This is a genomic window from Methanomicrobiales archaeon HGW-Methanomicrobiales-1, from assembly GCA_002839675.1.
In the GTDB taxonomy this organism is placed as follows: Archaea; Halobacteriota; Methanomicrobia; order Methanomicrobiales; family Methanospirillaceae; genus Methanoregula.
Window position 1 is genome coordinate 417,787 of record PGYM01000002.1, and the last position, 20,339, is coordinate 438,125.

Sequence of the window (20,339 nt, forward strand, 5' to 3'; positions counted from 1 at the left end):
CTGGTTTTTTTATGAGGGACTGATTCACCGGAATAATGGATTCATAAAACCCGAATCAGTGTGACAGGGTTGGTAAATCTCTTTTTCCAATCAGCATTTTTTCTTGAAAATTATGGAGGGAGTAGCAAAATTCGACGGATTGTCTATCCGATACCTATTTGAAGGATTTTATACTAATATTCGTTCGGAGAATTCCCATGAGTATTATAAAGAAATTCCTCAATATGTTCAAATCAGGAAAGAGTGAGGAGGAAGAGCAGGCGCGTCGCCTTGCACAAAAGGAGCGCTACGATAATTTCCTCAATGCTCTTACGGATGGTGACCTTGATACACGCTGGAGTGCCGTTCGATCCGTCGGGGATCTCGGTGAGCCATTTATCGAACCGCTCATCCGCGGCCTGAAAGACGAGTACTGGATCATCAGGCGCGGATCGGCAGATACACTCGGCAAGATCGGTGCTCCTGCGGTAGCGCCCCTCATCAATGCACTCGATGAAACTTCGGACGATGTACGCCAGGAGACTATCCGGGCACTCCAGTTAATCGGCGAGCCATCCGTTGGCCCCCTGATGCAGGCAGCAAAGCACACCCACCCGCTCATCCGCCGGGGTGCCGTGCAGGCACTGGGTGTCATGGGTGAGACGCGGGCTGTCGGCCACCTTATTGAATCATTAAAAGATGCAGATCCTTATGTCCGTCACGAGGGTGCAGTAGCACTCGGCCGCATAGGCGATCCCCGGGCAGTCGGTCCTTTGATCGACAGCCTCAACGATGCAAGGGAGCATGTCAGGATGGCAGCGATGGCAACACTCTGCTCACTGGGAGAGCCTGCCATTGAACCGCTCATACGGGCACTCATTGATCCCAATGATGATGTTCAGCGCCGGGCGGGACTCGCGCTGGTTACCATCGGGGAACCCTCCGTAGATCCACTGATCAAGGCGCTTGGCGACCAGAACCCCGGTATCCGCAAGGGCGCTGCAGAAGTGCTCGGCCAGATCGGCAATACCCGGGCGATCTCTCCCATCATCGGGGCTCTTGATGATCCGGAGCGGCCGGTTCGCATAGAAGTTGTCAAGTCGCTGGCAGCACTCGGCGTGCCTGCTATCGCACCGCTCATGCAGATCTTCCGCGAGAGTGATATCCGGATGCGGACCGGTGCCATGGAGGCACTCTGGATGCTCGGCCAGCCGGCAACCACTCCCCTCATCATGGTCTTAAAAGACGGCCAGAGCGATGTCCGCAGGCGTGCGGTACTCCTTCTTGGCGAGATTGGCGACCAGAAGGCAGTAGATCACATCACCGGCCTCCTGTCCGATGAAAATGTGTCGGTGCGCCGGGAAGCGTTCGAAGCGCTCGAAATGATCAAGAAACGAACTGCACAATAAACACCAGCAGTTCATCTTTTTTTTGTGAGAATGGTTCTGCCGTTTTCATGTGCAGTATGCTCGTAGCATCAGGAACCTTATGAGAGAACTGCAGGGCACCAGTATTTCAGATACAATACTGCTGCGATGGATTGATATGATAAGCCTGCCAGAGCATGCAAGTAAAGAAAAAAGAGGAAAACGATCATGCGGCTTGTGGTGACCAGAAGAAACCGGGATGAGACACTCTCAATGGCAAAGGGAGATGCCTGCCGGGACATGCCCAATGATTCCTACCGGGAACGGTTAATCAAATATGTCCCTGTAGAGACGATCGCGCTTTTCATTGCCGTGTATGGAATAATGTATTACCTGTCCGGTACCGAGTCCTGGTTTCCGGTAGTGGCCCGCTGGATCCTGCTCCTCTGTTTCCTGGGTACCGTGCTGTATCTCTGGAAAGCAGAGCATATTACCGATATAGTACAGCTGGGCATCTCTGCAATCGGATTTCTTATATGGGCGTATGCCCTCGGGGTAATCCCCATTGTATCCCTGCCATTTTACCATGCGATTGTTGCCGGGCTGCTCCTTGTGGCATATGTCTTTCTGGCGCCATTAATCGATGGCATCCCTGATACCTGGTAACAGCGCAATAACAAAAACCGGAAAAAATCATGCAATCCGGAAGGATCGGTACGATATGGATCAGTTCATGCAGGAAGCGATTGAAGAAGCAAAGAAAGGGCTTGCAGAAGGGGGCATTCCCATCGGTTCGGTCCTGGTGCGGGAAAATACGATTATCGGCAGGGGGCATAACCGACGGGTGCAGGAAGGAGATCCGATCATCCATGCAGAGATCGACTGCCTGCGTAAAGCCGGGCGGATCGGGACGTACCGGGATTCCGTGCTTTATTCCACGCTCATGCCCTGCTATCTCTGTGCGGGTGCCGCCGTCCAGTTCGGCATAAAAAAAGTCATTGTGGGCGAATCGCGGAATTTTGCCGGCGCCCGTGCCTTTATGGAAGAGCATAATATCGAAGTGATCGATCTGGATCTTGACGAATGTGCCACAATGATGCAGGAGTTCATTGCGCAGAACCCCCTGCTCTGGAACGAGGATATCGGCGAACTATAAACTCATTTTTACAAAAAAGGCTATTGAGATTTTTTAACGGTTTTACTTTTTTATCGGGGTGTAAAAAAATTATTTCAGTTCCCCTAACCCTTTCCAGTAATCGTACTCATGCTTCCAGAGATCCTTGTTGAACGATACCATCCGTTTGAAATATTCCTTACGCTCAAGATGGATCTTCTCCTGTGCCGGATCATTTAACTTCGTTTTGATCGCATCGGCCAGTTTCCGTCCCAGTTCCTTTGCCTGTTTCTCCCCGCCCACGATCGCATTCGGATCAGCCCCCACAAGGACGCTGACTTTTCCTATGGTCGTTGCTCCGAAATGGAGAAGGGCCATGTTCATGTAATCCGCTACCTCATCCGCATACGAACCGCCCGCTGTGCAGACCGAACAACCGTACTTGCCGGAGAGAGACTGGCAATGAACCACATCTGCCATACGGTCGAGCATCGTCTTGAGCTGAGCAGTGACCTGGTTGATGTAATTCGGCGAGCCAAGTACGATGCCATCGGCATCCTGTAACTTTTCAAGCAGCGCCGGGAAATCGTCGTCATGAATGCACTCGCCTTTCGCGTAACAGGTACCGCATGCCGTGCAGTACTTGATCTCAAGGCCACAGATATCCACAAACGTGACATCTGCCCCACTCTGCCGTGCTCCCTCAAGGACTGCCATAACCAGCCTGCGGGTCTGGCTCTTCTCCCCTTTCGGGCTCGCGTTGATGCCGATAATCTTCATGATATTCTCACAAGGTAGTGGTGTTTTTCCGGAAGGATAAAGGTGTGCCAATAAGCCTTCCATCATCATTCTGTAATTATTACGGACAGGGGTCTGGTGCACCCGGCGATGCTGGTCGATCCTTCAGCAGCCGCAAAATCCTTTTTCCTTCCGGGGGGAAGAGTACTGATCACATGAACATTCCGGAGCTCCCATGATCATCCGCGATATAGCCGATTTCTCCCATGAACAGGTCATCGACCGCTCACTCCTCTGCGAACTGCTGCATCCCGACAAAGTGACCGGGGCAGATGGTCTTGCATGCAGCGTTGCCCATGCCATCATCCCGCCCGGGGAGTCCACGCTCCCTCACACATTGGAAAAATCAACGGAACTCTATTACATTCTTGAGGGAACAGGTGAGATGCACATCGGCCCTGAAACCGCAGCAGTGAGACAGGGCCAGATCATCCTGATCCCACCCCACGCCCGCCAGTGGATCCGGAATACCGGCAGGGATAATCTTGTATTTCTCTGCATAGTCTCACCCAAATGGCAGGCAGCAGATGAGAAACTTGTAGCATAAAAATGTGCAGATTCCCTGAAAGGATCGCCGGGTACGCCTTTTTATACACTCACTTTTTATGGGGGATTGCCAGCGTGTCCTCCTGATTTTTCCTTCCCCGGAATGCCAAACAGATACAAAAGAGAGGTAAAAGATTTACCCGTATTCTAAGAATACTATACTATATGGGCGGACCTGAACAGGATAATCCCCACCGGATCTCGAAAGGGCGTCTCGAAACCATGGTGGACACGATCTTTGCATTCGCGATGACTTTACTTGTACTCGGGATCGCGATGCCACAATTATCCGCAAGCCAGGCCCCAACTGAACTCCCCGCGTACCTTGAAAAATTATTACCGCAGTTTGTGCTCTTCATCATCGCGTTTTTGGTACTTGCCCTGTTCTGGATCGAACACCACCGCCAGTTTCACTACCTGCGGATCGTTGATCCATCAGTCCTTCGTTACAATATTGCCATTCTCATCTTCATTGTCCTGATCCCGTTCACCTCCGATGTGTCAGGAACCTATGACGGGGTGCTGATCGCAGTCCTCCTCTTCCATGTAAATATCCTGGTAATCGGGGGGCTGTTTCTTGGCCACTGGTTGCATATCTGCCAGTGCGACAATCTCTGTGACAGGAAATCAGTTGCAGGTGAGGGGGGATACCGGTTCTGGATCCTCGCGGCCATTCCCGGTGTTGCCGGCCTCGGGATTGTAATAGCGCTTTTTTCACCCCCGTACTCCCTCTTAATCTATCTTCTTGTCCCTGTCATCATCGCCATCAGCAGGAAAAAGACAGCAGAATATCAGGAGCAAAACACAGGAGAATAATTTTAAGACTGAAAAAAAAGATTGGGCCGGATGAAATCTGCCTATTCCCAGTAATACTTAACAAAGAGTTTTGATTTGCTGACTTTTGGCGTGAAGTGACGGAGTGCAAGCGGTACGATAATTGCAGTCACGATGACATTGCCCACAAGCCACGTCATAAAGACACTCCCGATCTGGCTGGAGGTGATGACATTTCCCAATGCGAGGGTGTAGGCACCCCAGGCTGCACCCACAATATTGTTGATAAGTACGCCAAAGAGCAGCAGCAGCGTCCAGTCGCGCCTGTTCTCGAGATTGAGATCCACTTCAAAGGTTCGCAGGGCAACCAGCGGGATGAGAACCTGCAGCAGGCCGGCGATCGACCAGTAGATTGCAACATCCGCTGGAATGACCGGGCTGGTGGAGAGCAGTCCGGCACCAATAAAGGTACCTGCATAGGCAGCAATCGCACCATAGGCCCCAAACCAGAGAGTAAAGAGGATCATAAACGCTACCGCAAAAAAGAGGACTGATACTCCGCCGACATTTCCAGGCAAGGCAATCACACAGAGCCGGGCGAGGATGGCATTGGCCACGATAAGGACGAGAGTGAGAATGACAAAGGAATACGTTGGTTCATGGGCGTTCTTCATATTTTCCACCTTTATTTCATATTGTGTGCAGATATAAATAGTATTTATCGTCCGGGGAGTCCTGATTATCCGTAATCAACGGTTTTATTCATCCTTTTGCTCTGCATCCTTCGCAATTTTTATGATGGTGACACCGTATCTATACACAGGAGTATTTGCGGACAAATGACCCCATCACAGGATTCTTCACTCGATTCTGCTTCGGAACAGGAAAATATCCTTATTGAGCAGGCCGCTGTGGCTCTGGACGAGCGCAGGGACGCCGGACTCGAAGGGCTTGTTGAAGGGCTTGATTCGGTCATCATCGCTGCCGAGACCGACAACCTCGTGCCCGCGGTCTATGAGATGCTCCGGTATACCGGACTCGCGTGCACGGAAGCTTTCTTCGATGCGGATTCACAGAGCTACATCCTCTCCGTTCCCGGCTCGGCTTCGCTCATCATCCGGTCGCGGAGTGATGCTTCCAACCCGTTTACCGATGCGAACCGGGGGCGACTTTCCGGGCATCTTCCCAACACCCGGCTCGAAACGTTTGTCTTTTCCACGCCGGACATTAATGAGTGCGTGGCCATCCAGAAGGAGCGCGGGGTACAGTTCCAGACACCCGGGCCCATTGTATCCGATTACTTCTCCTTTATCCAGACCGTTCCTTCTCCCTATACCGGGAATTCAATCGGGTTTATTGAGTGGCTGGACGGGATGCAGGCCTATGCACCGGCGGGGGCGACTATCATATCCCCGGACATTGCCAAGCCTGAATACCAGCACCTGAAAAATATCGGGAGACTCGATCATGCTGCCACCCGGGTCAGGGCACAGGATCGCACCAATGCAATCTTAGAGTTCGTCTCGCTGACCAACTACCATTACGATTTCGGCGTGCACGTCAAGTCACTCAATTCGATCACGAGCGTGGCCCGGCGCAACAAGGAGGACTTTGCCATGGTCTTCACTTCAGGAATCACCCCGTACAGCAGTGACGAGACATCCGGACCGACCGAGAAATTTATCCAGAATTACGGGACGAGAGTTCACCACATGGCATTCCAGACCGAAAAGATCGAAGAGACGGTTGCCCTGCTCAAAAGAGAGGGTATGAAGTTCCTGCTGGAGCTCGTGGGTTCAGAGGAGGAGGGACTCAAACAGATCTTCTCCGAACCCTCACCACACACCCTGCTGGTGAATGAATATATTCACCGGTACGGGGATTTCGACGGGTTTTTTACCCGGAGCAATGTGGAGAAACTGACCGAAGCAACGGCAAAACAATGAGCCGGCAGTCCATGGCGTGTTGTATGATTGATAAAACCCGGATAAACGAACTGAACGGTATGGTTCAGCACCTGCCATGATAGTCATCGGTATTGATCCCGGCGTTGCGCGGCTCGGTTATGGCGTGATACGGGTTGACAAAGGAGTGATAACCCCCATCTGCTACGGGTGTATCGAAACAAAGGCAGGCCGGCGACAGGCGGAACGGCTGCTCGAAATTTTCACCGAGATTAACGCACTTTTTGCCCGGTATCCGCCGGATTTCCTGGCCATGGAAAAACTCTTTTTTTCCAAAAATGTCACGTCAGCTATGAGCGTGAGCGAGGTGCGGGGAGTGATACTCCTTGCCGCAGAGCAGCACAATCTCCCGGTCGAAGAGTACACCCCGAACCAGATCAAACAGGCGATGACCGGATCCGGGCGGGCGGACAAGGCACAGGTGCAGGAGATGATCAAACGCCTGCTCCATCTCGATGAGATTCCCAAGCCGGACGATGCGGCCGATGGTCTTTCGATTGCCTTATGTCATATCCACATCATGAGATAGTACAATGATCGCGTATCTGTACGGTGAACCGGCCGAGACCGGGGACCGGTGGGTGGTACTGGATGTCAACGGTATCGGGTACCGCGTGAATGTTCCCGGTCCCGAAGTTCAGGAGATCGCGGGCCGCAAAGGGAAAGTAAAACTCTTCACGCATATGGCCGTGCGGGAAGATGCTATCACTCTCTACGGTTTCCTTCACCCGAGCGGGCGCGAGATTTTTTCCATCCTTATCGGGGTCTCCGGTATCGGCCCTCAGACGGCGCTCAATATCCTCTCCCAGATAACGATCGAAGACTTTGCCATGGCCATCCTCTCGGAAGACGAGAAGAGCCTGACCCGGGTCTCGGGAATCGGCAGCAAGGGCGCAAAGCGACTCATCCTTGAACTCCGGGACAAGATCAAAAAAGTACGCGATTCCCTGCCAAAAGCGGGAACCGGAAAAGGAGAGAACCTTATCCACGATGCAGCCAGTGCGCTGATCTCGCTGGGCTTTGCCGAGAAAGACTCGTACGATGCGGTCAAGATTTCCGCCGCAGGATTGAAAGAACCGTCCATCCAGACCCTGATCAAGGCGGCACTGGTAAAACTCAAAGAACACTGACACGACCATGAGCGAACGGATCATTTCTCCCGAACCCCTGCCGGATGAAGGCGAAGAGCTCACGCTCCGCCCGGCCTCGCTCGACGCGTTCATCGGGCAGACACAGGTCAAAGAGACCCTGAAGATCGCAATCGAAGCGGCACAGCGCCGGGGCGAACCGATCGATCATATCCTGTTCTCGGGACCGCCGGGGCTGGGAAAGACTACGCTCGCCTATATCATTGCGCACGAGATGGGCGCAGCGATCAGGACAACGACCGGCCCGGTGCTGGAAAAGCCCGGCGATGTTGCAGCACTGGCTACGGCGCTCAAAAACGGGGACGTGCTCTTCATCGATGAGATTCATCGCATGAACCCGGTGGTTGAGGAGATTCTTTACCCCGCGATGGAGGATTTTTTCATCGATGTGATGATCGGTGAGGGTCCGAGCGCCCGCTCGATCAAACTCGAGCTCGAACATTTCACGCTGATCGGCGCAACCACCCGGCAGGGCCTGTTGAGTTCGCCCTTCCGGGACCGGTTTGGCATTATCATCCGCTTAAACCTGTATTCCCCGGCAGAACTTGTCGAGATCATCACCCGGAGCGCCGGCATCCTCAAAATTCCCATCACCCCGGACGGCGCTGCTGCAATCGCCCAGCGAAGCAGGGGCACCCCGCGGATCGGCAACCGTCTGTTACGGAGAGTGCGGGACTTTGCCGTGGTAAAGGGAGATGGCACCATCACGGCAGAGATCGCAACAAGCGCTCTCTCCCTCATGCAGATCGACGATCTCGGGCTGGATGATCTCGACCGGCGCATCCTGTCAGTCATTGCCGAGGATTTCAATGGAGGGCCGGTCGGGGCAAAGACCATTGCCATATCGGTAGGAGAAGAGACACGGACGATCGAAGAGGTATACGAACCGTACCTCATCCAGATCGGTTTTTTAAAAAGGACATCGCAGGGCAGGCAGACTACGCCGGCTGCGCAACGGCACCTGAAAAATCCCCAGAAAACGCTGTTCTGATAGCAAAGGATCCCGCTGGAAATACCGGCATTTTCAGACAATTCTGCAACCGGTTACCGATATCTTCGAATTTTTTCGAAGTCAACGCCAGATTCATCATCTTTTCCGGTGAAAAGAAACCTGATCAACTATGGCGTGGAAGAAATACACCCTGGTCGCTCTCGCTGCTCTCCTCCTCGTGCTCACCGCAGTCATCGTAAGCGGGTGCATGAGCTCAACGGCAACAGCACCGGCCGGGGATATTAAAAAATTCAGCTCCGCAGAAGAGATCCAGGAGTACATTAAGAACAACACCCAGCTCGCACAGGATTCGTACTATGCAACCGAAGGGGGATGGGCAATGGATCGCGTGGGAACTGTCCCGGCAATGGCTGCACAGGAGTCTTCAGCAAAGGGTGCAGCCCTCACAGCGGCTGTCCCGGCTGCCGGGGAAATTGGATCTGCCGATCACTCGCAGACCAATGTGCAGGTCGCCGGTGTCGATGAACCGGACTTTGTCAAGAACGATGCCCGGTACATCTACGTGATCTCGGGCAGCACGCTGACGATCGTGGATGCATACCCGGCATCATCGGCTTCCATCATTTCAAAAACCGAACTCGAAGACACCCCCCGCGAGATTTTCATAACCGGTGACCGGCTCGTGCTCTTAACAACCGGAACTTCTGATATCACAGAAAACGATGTGGTGCAGGCACCAGATACCGCAGCGAAGATGGCCATGATATCGCGGTACCCGTACTACCGTTCGGCGCCGGTCACTCATGCGGTCTTTTACGATATCAGCGACCGTAAGGACCCGCAGCTGCTCAAAGACTATACCATTGATGGCGACTACACCGACGCCCGGATGATCGGCGACACCGTGTACCTGCTCTCCCGCGAATCGGTATATCCGTACAATGATCGAATAATAGTCCCAGCAGTGTGGGAAAATGCAAAGGTTGTCATTTCACCGGACGTTTACTATTTCGACAATCCCGAACGCCAGTACGATTTTACTACTGTCACCTCGTTTGACGCGGGCACCGGCGCCACAAAAGATGCAAAGACGTACCTGGTCGGCAGCGGCAACATCCTCTACGTTTCGCCCGATGCAATGTACGTGAGCTACCAGAAGTACCATAACATCTACCCGGTGCGGGGCATGGTGGGACCGGCAATCGGCGTAGTGCAGGGTTCCAGGGCATCCACGGGCGTTGCAGCACCGGTATCAGTGTCCTCTATTGTCGAGGATTTCAACACCATGAACGAGGCAGACAAACAGGCAGCCATCGCAGAATTGAAGAGCGGAGAGCAGGAAGCGATCCGCAACAAAGAGATCGAACAGACAACAACAGTCATCCACAAGATCGGGATCGATAACGGTGCGATCACGTACCTTGCAAATGGTGAGGTGCCGGGATATCTCAAGAACCAGTTCGCCATGGATGAGTATGGCGGTAACCTGCGGGTCGCCACCACGTCCGATGTCTGGACAACCCGGGGCCAGTACGAGTACAACAATGTCTTTGTGCTCGACAGTGCGATGAAGACGATCGGTGAACTGACTCACATCGCCGAGCAGGAGAAAATCTACTCAACCCGGTTCATGGGTGACCGGCTCTATATGGTCACGTTCAAACGCATTGACCCGTTCTTTGTCATCGACCTTTCCACGCCAACAAGCCCGAAGATCCTCGGCAAGCTCAAGATCCCCGGCTACTCCGATTACCTCCATCCCTATGACAAGAACTATGTGATCGGTCTTGGAAAAGAAACGGCAACGAACGACTGGGGCGGTGTCTCGGCACAGGGAATCAAGCTCGCCCTCTTTGACGTGAGCGATGTTGAGCACCCGAAGCTGGTGGGTAAAGTCGAGATTGGCGATGCCGGTTCGGATTCCGCAGCCCTGTCGGACCACAAGGCGTTCCTCTTTGACAAGGCAAAGAACCTCCTCGTGATCCCGGCCCGGGTCGTGAAGATAGACACCAGTCAGAGCGACAAACTTCGCGGCGACCAGGCACAGGTCTGGTTCGGGGCGTATGTATTCGGGGTTACTCCCGAGACCGGCTTTACCCTGCGGGGCACGGTCGAACACGGAACGGGTGGCGGGGGATACTATTACTATGGCAGCTCCCGGGATGAAGTGAAACGCTCGCTCTACATCGGCGATACGCTCTACACGCTGTCGTCAGGAAAGATCCTCGCCAACCCGTTAAACCAGATCAATACAACGGTTGCAACGATTCATCTGGACGGGAAGGATGAAATTCTCTATCCCGTGATGAAAGGTGTCTGATAGAAGATATAAAAAAATCAGGAATTTTTTTTTAGTTTTTTTAAAATTTTTTTTATCAGATGGGCTGGGCACCCATGCTGGGTGGGATCAGCTTGCTGATGACCATCTCAGGAACCTGCTTCGAAGTCCTGACCGTCATATCAAAGAGGGCATTACTTCCCGAAGGTCCGAGATACTTGAGCGTGATCTGGAAATCGGTATCCATGAGCGGTATGCCAAGCGCAGTGATCCGGGCATAACGCGGGTTGATGACGCGTTCCTGGCCAACCGTCAGCGTCTCTTTGGTCCCGTCAACAGAGACATCGACACCATCCGGCATCGTGAGAACAAGAATCGAGGTGGTCCCGATAGCGACCGGCTGCCCGTCGGGCAGAGAAACCCGGTAGCTGGTGCTATAGGGGAATGAAGTTCCGGTCTGCGAATCGATGACCGCGACTGTCAGGGTGATTACGGCGAGGATGGAAACAACAGCCACAACAGCAATGATTCCAACGAGAACCTTCGTCCCGGTGCTCCAACCGCCAATATCTGAAGGGTTGGATTTTTCAGCATTATTTGTCATTTTATCTCCTATCGTATAAACGAGGGGACGAAATATAAAGATGGCGGGTTTTTCGTTTGGGTTGGGGAAATTCCCATAAAGTCCATAATCCCTCCCGGCCCATTGTTATAGGATTTTGATGCGTATACCCATACAGTCAGTCACACCGGAAACCGGGCACGCGGAAGTCTGCGGGTTTGTCCATGAGGTCAGGGACCTCGGCGGCCTTGCCTTCTTTTTGATCCGCGACCGGACCGGCATCCTGCAGGTGACCATTCCGAAGAAGAAAGTGAGCGAAGCAGTCCTTGCCGCGGCAAAAGCTGTTTCCCGCGAATCCGTAGTACGGATCAGCGGTCAGGTCAAGGCCGTGGACAAAGCACCCGGCGGGCGCGAGCTCGTGCCGGAGACATTTGAGATCATCAGCCTTGCCGAGTCCCCGCTGCCGCTCGATGTCTCGGAGAAGGTCCTGGCAGAACTCGACACCCGGCTCGATGGCCGCTTCCTTGACGTGCGGCGACCCCGCGTTGCCGCCGTCTTTGCGATCCGCAGCGCCGCCATGCACGCGATCAATGATTACTTCCACAAAGAAGGGTTCATCTCGATCACGACCCCCAAGATCGTGGCCGCTGCAACCGAAGGTGGCACCGAACTCTTCCCGATCGCGTACTTCGATAAGGAAGCCTACCTCAACCAGAGCCCGCAGCTCTTCAAACAGATGATGATGGCTGCCGGCCTTGAGAAGGTGTACGAGATCGGGCCGATCTTCCGGGCCGAGGAGCACAACACCACCAAGCACCTCAACGAGGCAACGAGCATCGATATCGAAGTCTCGTACGCGGATCACATCGAAGTGATGCGCATCCTCGAAGATGTCCTGATAAAAACCTACGAATACGTGGACAAGACCTGCTCCGACCATCTCGCGAACATGGATATCACGGACTTTGCGGTGCCCAAGGGCCCGTTCCCCCGCCTACCCTACAGCGAAGCGATCGAGATCGCAAAGAAAAAGATCGAAGACCCGATCAAGTATGGCGACGACATCGGCAGCGCTGCCGAGCGGGCGATCGGTGCCGAGATGGGTGGTCACTACTTTATCGTGGACTGGCCCACCGAGATCCGGCCGTACTATGCGATGCCCTACGAGAACGATCCCACCATCTGCAAGGCGTTCGATCTCATGCACCCGAGGATGGAACTCTCCAGCGGTGCCCAGAGGGTCCACAACCACGACCAGCTCGTGCAGCAGATCGCAAAGAAGGGCCTCAACCCTGAGAGCTTTGACTTCTATCTCAAGCCGTTCCGGTACGGCATGCCCCCCCACGCAGGCTGGGGACTGGGCGCAGACCGGCTCGTGATGACGATGCTGGGGCTGTCCAATGTCCGGGAAGCCGTTCTCTTCCCCCGCGATATGCACCGGCTCGTGCCATAATTCCCTGACCAATTACTATTTTTGCATCCGGGTCAACCGTAAGTACAACAAAAAAGGAGCACCGGACCAGTTATGGCAAAGGAGTATTTCATCAATAAAGTGCTGGCGACAACCGTAGTTGGCAGCTACCCGGTGGTCAAAGGCGGGGGTTTGAAAAGCCTCTTTGATCCGCTCCACTCCGCAGTCGAGACTGCGGTTGCCGACCAGATGAATGCCGGCATCGATATCATCTCGGACGGGCAGGTGCGGGGCGATATGATAGGGGCATTCACCGCAAAATTGCCCGGCATCCGGGAACAGCAGGTGATCGGGAAGGTGCAGCCTGCCGATGGGGCGATAACGGTTGCTGACACAAAATATGCCGTGTCAAAATCCCCGAAAGTCAAGGGCATCATCACCGGGCCGTCCACGCTCGCCCACGGCCTGCACATCAGCACGCCGATGTACCGGAACAAAGAAGAGCTTGCACTCGATCTCGCTTCCGCCCTTATTGTCGAAGCCCGCAGCCTTGAAGCGGCCGGCATCACCCTGCTCCAGATCGATGAACCGATCTTCTCGACCGGCATCGCGGACCTGAGCGTGGGTAAGCAGGCGATCGAGGCGATCACAAAAGCGGTCCGCATCCCGACCTGCATGCATGTCTGCGGGGGTCTCGGTAATGTAATCGACGAGATCCTCAAGTTCAACGTGAACGTGTTTGACTTCGAGTTTGCCAACAACGCGGCCAACATCGACCTCCTCTCCCGGCGGGACCTTGGCGGGCGGATGATCGGCTTTGGCTGTGTGGACTCATCCATCGAGCAGGTCGAGACCGTTCCCGAGATCCGCAAACGGATCGAAAAAGGCGTAGAGATCTTCGGGCCCAAGACGATGCTCATCGATCCCGACTGCGGGATGCGGATGCGAAGCCGGGAGTCGGCCTACTGGAAACTCAAGAATATGTGCGATGCGGCAAAGGAAGTGCGGATCGCGCTGTAGATTTTTTTCAATTTTTTTCGTTTTTTTATTTACTCTATCGTTTGCAAAGAATTATTTTCAGGCTTCGCCAAAATAACTGACAAGCCGGTTTTTCTTCCTGATCGATCGGTTTTAAGAGGATCTTCCATGAACAAGAAATTCATAGCAATTCTGGCGATTGTCTTTACTATCTGCTTTCTCGCGGTGGCAGGGTGTACGAATAATTCCGGTACCTGCCCGGCACCCGCAGCAGGTCAGGTAATACTGCAACCGAGTCCTGTTTCGATCAATGCAACACCTGTCCAGTACAAAGAGGTCAACGGCATCAGGCTGGCTTACTGGGAATTTGGATCATCCGGCGAACCGATCCTGCTTATAGAGGGGTTCGGCGGAACAGCGGCTAATGCAACACCCCTGAAAGATTCGTGGAACGAGACCTTCCTCGGCATCCTTTCCTCGAAATACCATGTCTACGCCTATGACCACCGGGGGATGGGATACAGCAGTGACAGTAACGTAACGCACACGATTCCCCTGTATGCAGACGATGCAGCCGGGCTGATCAAGGCCCTCGGTTATGACAGCATGCATGTCTACGGGGCATCCATGGGATCCTCAACTGCCCAGCAGCTGGTCATCGATCACCCGGAACGCGTACGAAAACTGATCCTGGACTCCAACACCTACGATGCACGGATTCCTGAATGCAAGAACCTGCTTGCCGTCCTTAAAGCTGATGCTTACGATCCCAACCAGACTGCGGGCGTCCGAAACGAGGCTCAGGCAAATCTTGCCTGGAACGGGACCTGGGATGGCCTTTCCGGAATCCACAAGGATGTCATGCTCGTGGTAGGCACTAGTGATGTGCTGACTCCTGACCCGGTCTCAGTCCGGATGGCCGGGCAGATCAACGGCTCTTGGCTCGTGCGGTTCAAGGGTCTCCCGCATGTCGGCTCCCATTACGCACCTGTCCAGTACGGGGAGAACGCTCTCTATTTCCTCGGCATGAATGAGTCGCCGCTTGGAACCCAGTAAATCCTTTTTTTTTTAACTATTCACCTGTATACCCCCCACAGGGTTTTATCCTGAACCCGGGTTTTTACCATCCGACCTGACGTTCTGATTTCAGGTACGGTCCCCATCAGTAACCGCATATTCCCTGTCACTTACAACGAATCGTACCACCTTAAAAGGGAGTCATTACATCCAAGACCACAAGCCCGAAATATCCCGGGTAAACAATAGTTATCCAGATAAAGCTATGACGGGAGAACAGGAACATCCAATCCGGGTCAGGGCATTCCAGCACACCCCCTCAGAACCGCTCGGCTTTTTTGAACAGATCTTCACGGAACATAATGTCCCGTTCGAATACACCCGGCTCTGGGAAGGAGATCGCGTCAGCATGGATGGCGCTACGCACCTCATCTTCCTGGGCGGCCCGATGAGCGTGAACGATGAGCAGGAACTCCCGTGGCTCAAAGCAGAAAAAGAGCTGATCCGGCGGGCGGTAAAGAAGCGGGTGCCGGTGCTCGGCCTCTGCCTCGGCGCCCAGCTGATCGCGTCGGCCCATGGTGCCACCGTGTACCGGTTCGTGAACGAGACCGGTTGGTACCCGGTCCACACGACCCCCGATGCCACCAGCGTTTTTTCATCGTTCCCGGATACATTCCGCGTCTTCCAGATGCATGGCGAGACCTTCCACCTGCCAGTACGGGCAAGACTCCAGTGCCGGGGCGACCAGGTACCCCACCAGGGCTTCCGGCTCGGTTCGGCACTCGGGCTCCAGTTCCATCTCGAGATGACCGGAGACCTGATCCGGGACTGGATAAAAAATGAGAGAACATTCCTCCGGCAAAAGATCGGGCACGATACGGAACGGTACCTTGCTGAGAGCAACCGGCTGTGCCGGCAGGTGGCAGGAGAATTCCTGTACGGGAATGTGCGGAAAACCCGCTGATCCTCAAAGAAAAATGCGTCACCTGATCCAGACTGGTTCGACTGCGTGTAAGGTTGGCAGTGATGAGGGGGGGCAGAAGTTTTAATCCGTGACCGCTGACATTCTCTGCATGAAGAATATCCTCCGCCTCCTCATACCGCTCACCCTCATCCTCTGCGTTCTTGCCATGGGATGTACACAGCCGGCCCCTGCCCCCGCTCCCGTCCCGGTACCTGCAACGCCGCTGCCGGTCGCCACGACCCTGCAAGTACCGGTCTCACCCACCGCACAAACCTGCTCGCTCACTCCCGGCCCCACGCAGCAGGTGCCGGAGGACGAGTCGGTCAGCATCACGGTTAACCGGAACACGATTAGCGAGAACCCGACCATCACCACGAGATTCAATGGCGGCCTGGGCCTTGGCATGATCCAGAGGATGGCAGTTACCGTCATCCGCTCGGACTGCGTCACCGAACAGGGCCTGCAGGACGCTCCGGGGATAGGGGCCAGTGTAACCCTGATGGGCACAACCAAAACCGATCGCGTGATCGTGGTAGTGACCATGACCTCTGGCGACCAGTACACGGTCATTGACAACGATTACCCGTTCCCGAAGGCGATGTAATCCGGGATCCGGGTTTCAGAATTTATAAAAAAATCCGTTTTTTTATTTTATAAAATTAAGGGTGACACGGAGATCCGTATCCGTGAAGGGCTTGACAATAAATCCCGCGGGCTCGACTTCCTTTGCCCGGTCAAGGATATCCTGGTCGCTGTTCCCCGAGAAAAAAATGATCTGGGCATTTGAATTGGCTTTAATTATCCGGGCCGCACTAATCCCATCCAGTTTTCCGGGCATCATGATGTCCATGAACACGAGATCGGGGTTTGTCTGCTCCGAGAGTTTCACCGCCTCTTCGCCGGATTCTGCCATGGCACAGGTCTCATAGCCAAGCATTTTCAGCCGCAGCTGCATAAGATTCCGGATAATCTCGTCATCATCAACGATCATGACTTTCTCTTTTTTGGTGACCGGGTAAGAGACGGGCTTTGATGAGGTGTTCCGGGTCGGAGAGCCGGGTGTACTCACGGTATCCGGCTTCGCTTTTTTACCGGCGGTTGCTTTTGCCGCCGGAGCTGAAACGCTTTTTAACTTAACAGGAGCATCGCCCTGTGCACCGTCAGCCTCATCCATACTGGTCGTCTTTATGGCAGGGTTGAAATTGAACACGTTCCGGTCCTTGGAGCCATACTGCCGCACCCCGGGGGAGAACTCAGAGAATACTTCGAGAGCGTTTCTCCCCATTCGTTTTCGTGTCATGACCTGCCGGAGGTCCTCTTTTGAGAACACCATTTCTATAGCGTCAAGGTCAGGCACACTCAGATCACCCAGGCCGAGGAGAACAAACAGGGGAGGGATATCCCGGTAATCATAGACACTGGAGAGCAGAACTTTTCCGGCCTTTTTTATCAGCGCTGGTCGGACCCGCTTGTCGCAGGCAGTAACGAGCATGTGGAGCCCGGTTGATCGTTCATACTCAAATCCGGCAATATCTGCAAGGTCTGCGATCATAACGAGCGCAGCCCGGTCCATCATCCCGCCTTTTTTTATAACGTTCAGGACGAAAACGCCCCTGCTGGCGCAGTCAGCTTTGATAAATTCGCTGAGCATCTGCTCATTGTCATCGCCAAGCTGGTGTTCCCCCTTCTCCATCGAGTCTATCAGCTCTTCCGGCGTCAGGTACAACTTGTTAAAGAGGGTTGCCCAGGCTTCATACAACAGACCGTGCTCGGGCTTCATGGATCCCGTCTTTAAGCAGGCCTCGAATATGCTGAGCAACTGCTCGGGGGTATATCTCTCCATTTGCGTGATATTTGAAGTCGGTATGGGAGTGTGGAGCATTTTTTGTCGACTATAAATATCGTCCTTAACCGCGAATATATGTTTTTATTTTGAATAAATTTCCCCGTGGTGGCTGAACCTGCATCATCAGCAACCCGGAACCAGTATAATACCTGACGTGCCGGGCTGGAAAAAGAAAAAATCCGGCGGGATCGGATCCGCCGGCAGGGAATTACACGACCCGCGAGGTGGTCGAGGCTTCGATGCCCTTATCGGTGATGATGAACGGCAGGAGCCGCTGGGGAGCGGCCGCATCTTTTATTTTATGAACCGCGAGCGTTCGCTCGATCTCGGCCTGGTGAATATCGGTCTTGAACTCGATGACGAGATCGGCAGCCCGCATGATCCTCGTCATTTCCATCTGCGGGTGGATATCGGTATACACTACAAACAACATGTTTGCGCCGCGTTTCCTCATCTCTTCACGGGTCTTTTTCAAAAATTTGAGGGCTTCTTCAATCCCGTACTTGATGATGATGGTCGAGAGCGAATCGACAATGATCCTGCCTCCTGCCATCTGGGGGATGTACATCTCCGGGTGGAGATCCGTAGCGTCGATCATCCCCACCTCAATATCCCCTTCATTCATCAGGTACGTTCCCTCTTCTCCGCCTTCTGCCTGCCAGAACTGCTTGGATGCCAGATCGACACCGGCAAGCGGCGTCCCGTAGATCATGATGAGGGTCCCCTCAGGAAAACCACCGTCAAGGAGCAGGTTGAGCCCCACGATACCGGTGGTCCGCTTCTTGACCTTCCCGCTGAAGGGAATGTCCTGGATGCGGCTTTTTACGTCCATAAAAAATACTTAATTCTAATATTATTTACAGCGAGATTAAAAGGTTTGTGGGGGTGCGCGGGATTTTGTCGCAGAATATCCCGCCAAATTGCATTACGAGCCCGATTCGCGGAACTTTTCCCGGAGGTCCCTGCGCAGCAGTTTCCAGCCATGGACGCGGGGCAGTGCATCAACGAGGACCAGTTTTCTTGGAATCTTGTAACCGGCAAGGTGTTCCCGGCAATAGGTTTCCAGATCGGCTTCCGTGAGTGCCATGCCGGGTTTCAGGACGATCGCAGCGACCGGCACTTCGCCTTTGCGTTCCTCGGGAATACCGAACACGGCCACATCGGCAACGGCCGGGTGGCGGATGATCACGTTCTCGACTTCGGTCGGGTAGATCTTCCAGCCCGACATGATGATCATGTCTTTTTTCCGGTCCGTGATGATCAGGATACCGTCTTCATCAATGTACCCGATATCCCCGGTCAGGAACCAGCCGTCGTGCCGGAACACTTCGGCCGTTGCCTCCGGCATCTGCCAGTAGCCCTGCGCGACCGACGGGCCGCGAAGCGCAACCTCGCCGGTTTCGGCAGGAGCCATCTCCGTCTCCGGGTTTTCCGTATCAACGATCTTAACTTCCGCATACCCGACAGCAACGCCAACACTCTGGTATTTTTTGGTCAGGTGCGGGTACTCGGGAAGCGTAGTCGTGCCCGATCCTATGACGATCGTCTCGGAGAGCCCGTACGAGTTGGCAACCGGGATGTGATACCGTTTGTCAAAAACTTCCCAGACTGAAGGGAGGAGCTGGCCGCCCCCGGATATGATCACCCGGGCAGACCCGAGACGTTCTTCCGTGCCCGGCGGAGCGGTATTGAGCGAGTGAATGACCGGGGGCATGCCCGCCAGCACGGTGACCCGGTACTGCTCGGAGAGCGTGAGGTACTGGTCGAGATCGAAACGTTCCATCATCACATAGGTGCCACCGGAGCGGAGTATGGCAAGCCCCCACGAGAACCCGACGTGGCCCATCGGGTAAATACCGAGATACACATCCTCAGGGCGCATGCGAAGTGCGTCGCGCTCGGCATCGAGTGCCATCATCCAGTTGCCGTGCGAGAGCATCGCGCCTTTGGGTTTGCCGGTGGTGCCGGCAGTGTACTGGATATGGCAGAGATCTTCAGGCACGCTGTTGATCGCACGCATATTGGCCGGGGCATCGGGAAAGGAAGACCATGCAACCGATCCCGTGCAGGAACCCGACGTGCAGATGATATGCGCAACAGTGGGAGACTGCGCCCGTATCCCGGCAATAACCCCAATACCCTGGCCATCGGTTATCACCGCAACGGCGCCGGCATTATTGATCGTGTGCAACAGTTCCTCGCCCCGGTACACAATATTGGTAGGAACGGCAACTGCCCCGATCCGCCAGATCGCAAAGTAGCTGATCAGGTACTCGGGCGAGCTGTCAAGGTAGAGGCAGACCCGGTCGCCTTTTTTCACCCCAAGGTTCAGGAGACCCAGACCGATCCGGTTCATCTCGTGCCGGAGTTTTCCATAGCTGTAGGTCTCGTTGCGGGAGGGGCAGATGAGCGCAGCCTTGGCTTCGGGAACGCTCTTTGAATCAAGCAGGGTGGTTATATTGGACATGGCTGGACGAACGGATTCCGGTGATACAATTTTAGACGTTGATGTATTTAGGTGTGCATTATTCAACAATCTGCATTGCGGTTTGTCCAGCGCGAGTCCCGCCCGAATTGCTCACTTGAGTTTGTTTTGAGGCGTCACGGTTTTTTTATCTCCGGCGGTTTATCGGCTGCAAAA

General features: G+C 54.1%; 21 protein-coding genes. 15 read left to right on the top strand and 6 right to left on the bottom strand.

The window, feature by feature from the left end:
• Nucleotides 1-197: 197 nt before the first annotated feature.
• From CVV30_08455 to CVV30_08465, 3 genes are all read left to right on the top strand, one after another.
• The gene (locus CVV30_08455; protein PKL69574.1) at nucleotides 198-1,388 is read left to right on the top strand and encodes a PBS lyase; all 1,191 of its coding nucleotides are present in this window, start codon (nucleotides 198-200) and stop codon (nucleotides 1,386-1,388) included.
• Nucleotides 1,389-1,574: 186 nt separating this feature from the next.
• Nucleotides 1,575-2,012 (top strand): hypothetical protein, encoded by a 438-nt coding sequence (locus CVV30_08460; GenBank protein PKL69575.1) that lies wholly within the window; start codon nucleotides 1,575-1,577, stop codon nucleotides 2,010-2,012.
• A gap of 55 nt (nucleotides 2,013-2,067) precedes the next feature.
• On the top strand, nucleotides 2,068-2,502 hold the full coding sequence (locus CVV30_08465; GenBank protein ID PKL69576.1) for a nucleoside deaminase: 435 nt from the start codon (nucleotides 2,068-2,070) through the stop codon (nucleotides 2,500-2,502).
• A gap of 69 nt (nucleotides 2,503-2,571) precedes the next feature.
• Here the strand turns inward: CVV30_08465 and CVV30_08470 are convergent, their stop codons facing one another.
• Nucleotides 2,572-3,240 carry an iron-sulfur protein gene (locus CVV30_08470; GenBank protein ID PKL69577.1) on the bottom strand — a complete coding sequence of 223 codons (669 nt, stop codon included), beginning with the start codon at nucleotides 3,238-3,240 and terminating at the stop codon, nucleotides 2,572-2,574.
• Between the two features lie 193 nt (nucleotides 3,241-3,433).
• Here CVV30_08470 and CVV30_08475 point away from each other — a divergent pair, with 193 nt between their 5' ends.
• Nucleotides 3,434-3,805, top strand: coding sequence for a cupin domain-containing protein (locus CVV30_08475; protein ID PKL69578.1), 372 nt, complete (start codon nucleotides 3,434-3,436; stop codon nucleotides 3,803-3,805).
• A gap of 164 nt (nucleotides 3,806-3,969) precedes the next feature.
• Nucleotides 3,970-4,620, top strand: a complete 651-nt coding sequence (locus tag CVV30_08480) for a hypothetical protein (protein ID PKL69579.1) — start codon at nucleotides 3,970-3,972, stop codon at nucleotides 4,618-4,620.
• A 41-nt stretch (nucleotides 4,621-4,661) separates the two neighbouring features.
• Here the strand turns inward: CVV30_08480 and CVV30_08485 are convergent, their stop codons facing one another.
• Nucleotides 4,662-5,252 carry a hypothetical protein gene (locus CVV30_08485; GenBank protein ID PKL69580.1) on the bottom strand — a complete coding sequence of 197 codons (591 nt, stop codon included), beginning with the start codon at nucleotides 5,250-5,252 and terminating at the stop codon, nucleotides 4,662-4,664.
• 165 nt (nucleotides 5,253-5,417) lie between these two features.
• Between CVV30_08485 and CVV30_08490 the strand changes: the two genes are divergently transcribed.
• From CVV30_08490 to CVV30_08510, 5 genes are all read left to right on the top strand, one after another.
• Nucleotides 5,418-6,524, top strand: coding sequence for a hypothetical protein (locus CVV30_08490; GenBank protein PKL69581.1), 1,107 nt, complete (start codon nucleotides 5,418-5,420; stop codon nucleotides 6,522-6,524).
• A gap of 76 nt (nucleotides 6,525-6,600) precedes the next feature.
• Nucleotides 6,601-7,071 carry a crossover junction endodeoxyribonuclease RuvC gene (locus CVV30_08495; protein PKL69582.1) on the top strand — a complete coding sequence of 157 codons (471 nt, stop codon included), beginning with the start codon at nucleotides 6,601-6,603 and terminating at the stop codon, nucleotides 7,069-7,071.
• Nucleotides 7,072-7,075: 4 nt separating this feature from the next.
• Complete coding sequence (locus CVV30_08500) at nucleotides 7,076-7,672, top strand: Holliday junction branch migration protein RuvA (protein ID PKL69583.1); 597 nt, start codon at nucleotides 7,076-7,078, stop codon at nucleotides 7,670-7,672.
• Nucleotides 7,673-7,679: 7 nt separating this feature from the next.
• Nucleotides 7,680-8,681 (top strand): Holliday junction branch migration DNA helicase RuvB, encoded by a 1,002-nt coding sequence (locus tag CVV30_08505; protein ID PKL69584.1) that lies wholly within the window; start codon nucleotides 7,680-7,682, stop codon nucleotides 8,679-8,681.
• A 367-nt stretch (nucleotides 8,682-9,048) separates the two neighbouring features.
• The gene (locus CVV30_08510; protein PKL69783.1) at nucleotides 9,049-10,962 is read left to right on the top strand and encodes a hypothetical protein; all 1,914 of its coding nucleotides are present in this window, start codon (nucleotides 9,049-9,051) and stop codon (nucleotides 10,960-10,962) included.
• 55 nt (nucleotides 10,963-11,017) lie between these two features.
• Here the strand turns inward: CVV30_08510 and CVV30_08515 are convergent, their stop codons facing one another.
• On the bottom strand, nucleotides 11,018-11,524 hold the full coding sequence (locus tag CVV30_08515) for a hypothetical protein (GenBank protein PKL69585.1): 507 nt from the start codon (nucleotides 11,522-11,524) through the stop codon (nucleotides 11,018-11,020).
• 118 nt (nucleotides 11,525-11,642) lie between these two features.
• On the opposite strand from CVV30_08515, the gene CVV30_08520 reads away from it, so the two are divergent.
• The 5 genes from CVV30_08520 to CVV30_08540 all read left to right on the top strand — a co-directional run bounded on the left by CVV30_08520 (nucleotide 11,643) and on the right by CVV30_08540 (nucleotide 16,456).
• Nucleotides 11,643-12,935 carry an aspartate--tRNA(Asn) ligase gene (locus CVV30_08520; GenBank protein ID PKL69586.1) on the top strand — a complete coding sequence of 431 codons (1,293 nt, stop codon included), beginning with the start codon at nucleotides 11,643-11,645 and terminating at the stop codon, nucleotides 12,933-12,935.
• A gap of 72 nt (nucleotides 12,936-13,007) precedes the next feature.
• Nucleotides 13,008-13,913 carry a methionine synthase gene (locus CVV30_08525; protein ID PKL69587.1) on the top strand — a complete coding sequence of 302 codons (906 nt, stop codon included), beginning with the start codon at nucleotides 13,008-13,010 and terminating at the stop codon, nucleotides 13,911-13,913.
• 126 nt (nucleotides 13,914-14,039) lie between these two features.
• Nucleotides 14,040-14,927: an alpha/beta hydrolase gene (locus CVV30_08530; protein PKL69588.1), complete on the top strand. Its 888-nt coding sequence runs from the start codon at nucleotides 14,040-14,042 to the stop codon at nucleotides 14,925-14,927.
• A 226-nt stretch (nucleotides 14,928-15,153) separates the two neighbouring features.
• On the top strand, nucleotides 15,154-15,852 hold the full coding sequence (locus tag CVV30_08535) for a GMP synthase (protein PKL69589.1): 699 nt from the start codon (nucleotides 15,154-15,156) through the stop codon (nucleotides 15,850-15,852).
• A 109-nt stretch (nucleotides 15,853-15,961) separates the two neighbouring features.
• A complete protein-coding gene (locus CVV30_08540) occupies nucleotides 15,962-16,456 on the top strand; it encodes a hypothetical protein (GenBank protein ID PKL69590.1) in 495 nt (164 codons plus the stop codon).
• Between the two features lie 42 nt (nucleotides 16,457-16,498).
• On the opposite strand, the gene CVV30_08545 is transcribed toward CVV30_08540, so the two are convergent.
• The 3 genes from CVV30_08545 to CVV30_08555 form a co-directional block, all read right to left on the bottom strand.
• Complete coding sequence (locus CVV30_08545) at nucleotides 16,499-17,734, bottom strand: hypothetical protein (protein PKL69591.1); 1,236 nt, start codon at nucleotides 17,732-17,734, stop codon at nucleotides 16,499-16,501.
• Between the two features lie 172 nt (nucleotides 17,735-17,906).
• Nucleotides 17,907-18,530, bottom strand: coding sequence for a hypothetical protein (locus CVV30_08550; GenBank protein PKL69592.1), 624 nt, complete (start codon nucleotides 18,528-18,530; stop codon nucleotides 17,907-17,909).
• A gap of 93 nt (nucleotides 18,531-18,623) precedes the next feature.
• A complete protein-coding gene (locus CVV30_08555) occupies nucleotides 18,624-20,165 on the bottom strand; it encodes an acyl-CoA synthetase (protein ID PKL69593.1) in 1,542 nt (513 codons plus the stop codon).
• Between the last annotated feature and the right edge of the window lie 174 nt (nucleotides 20,166-20,339).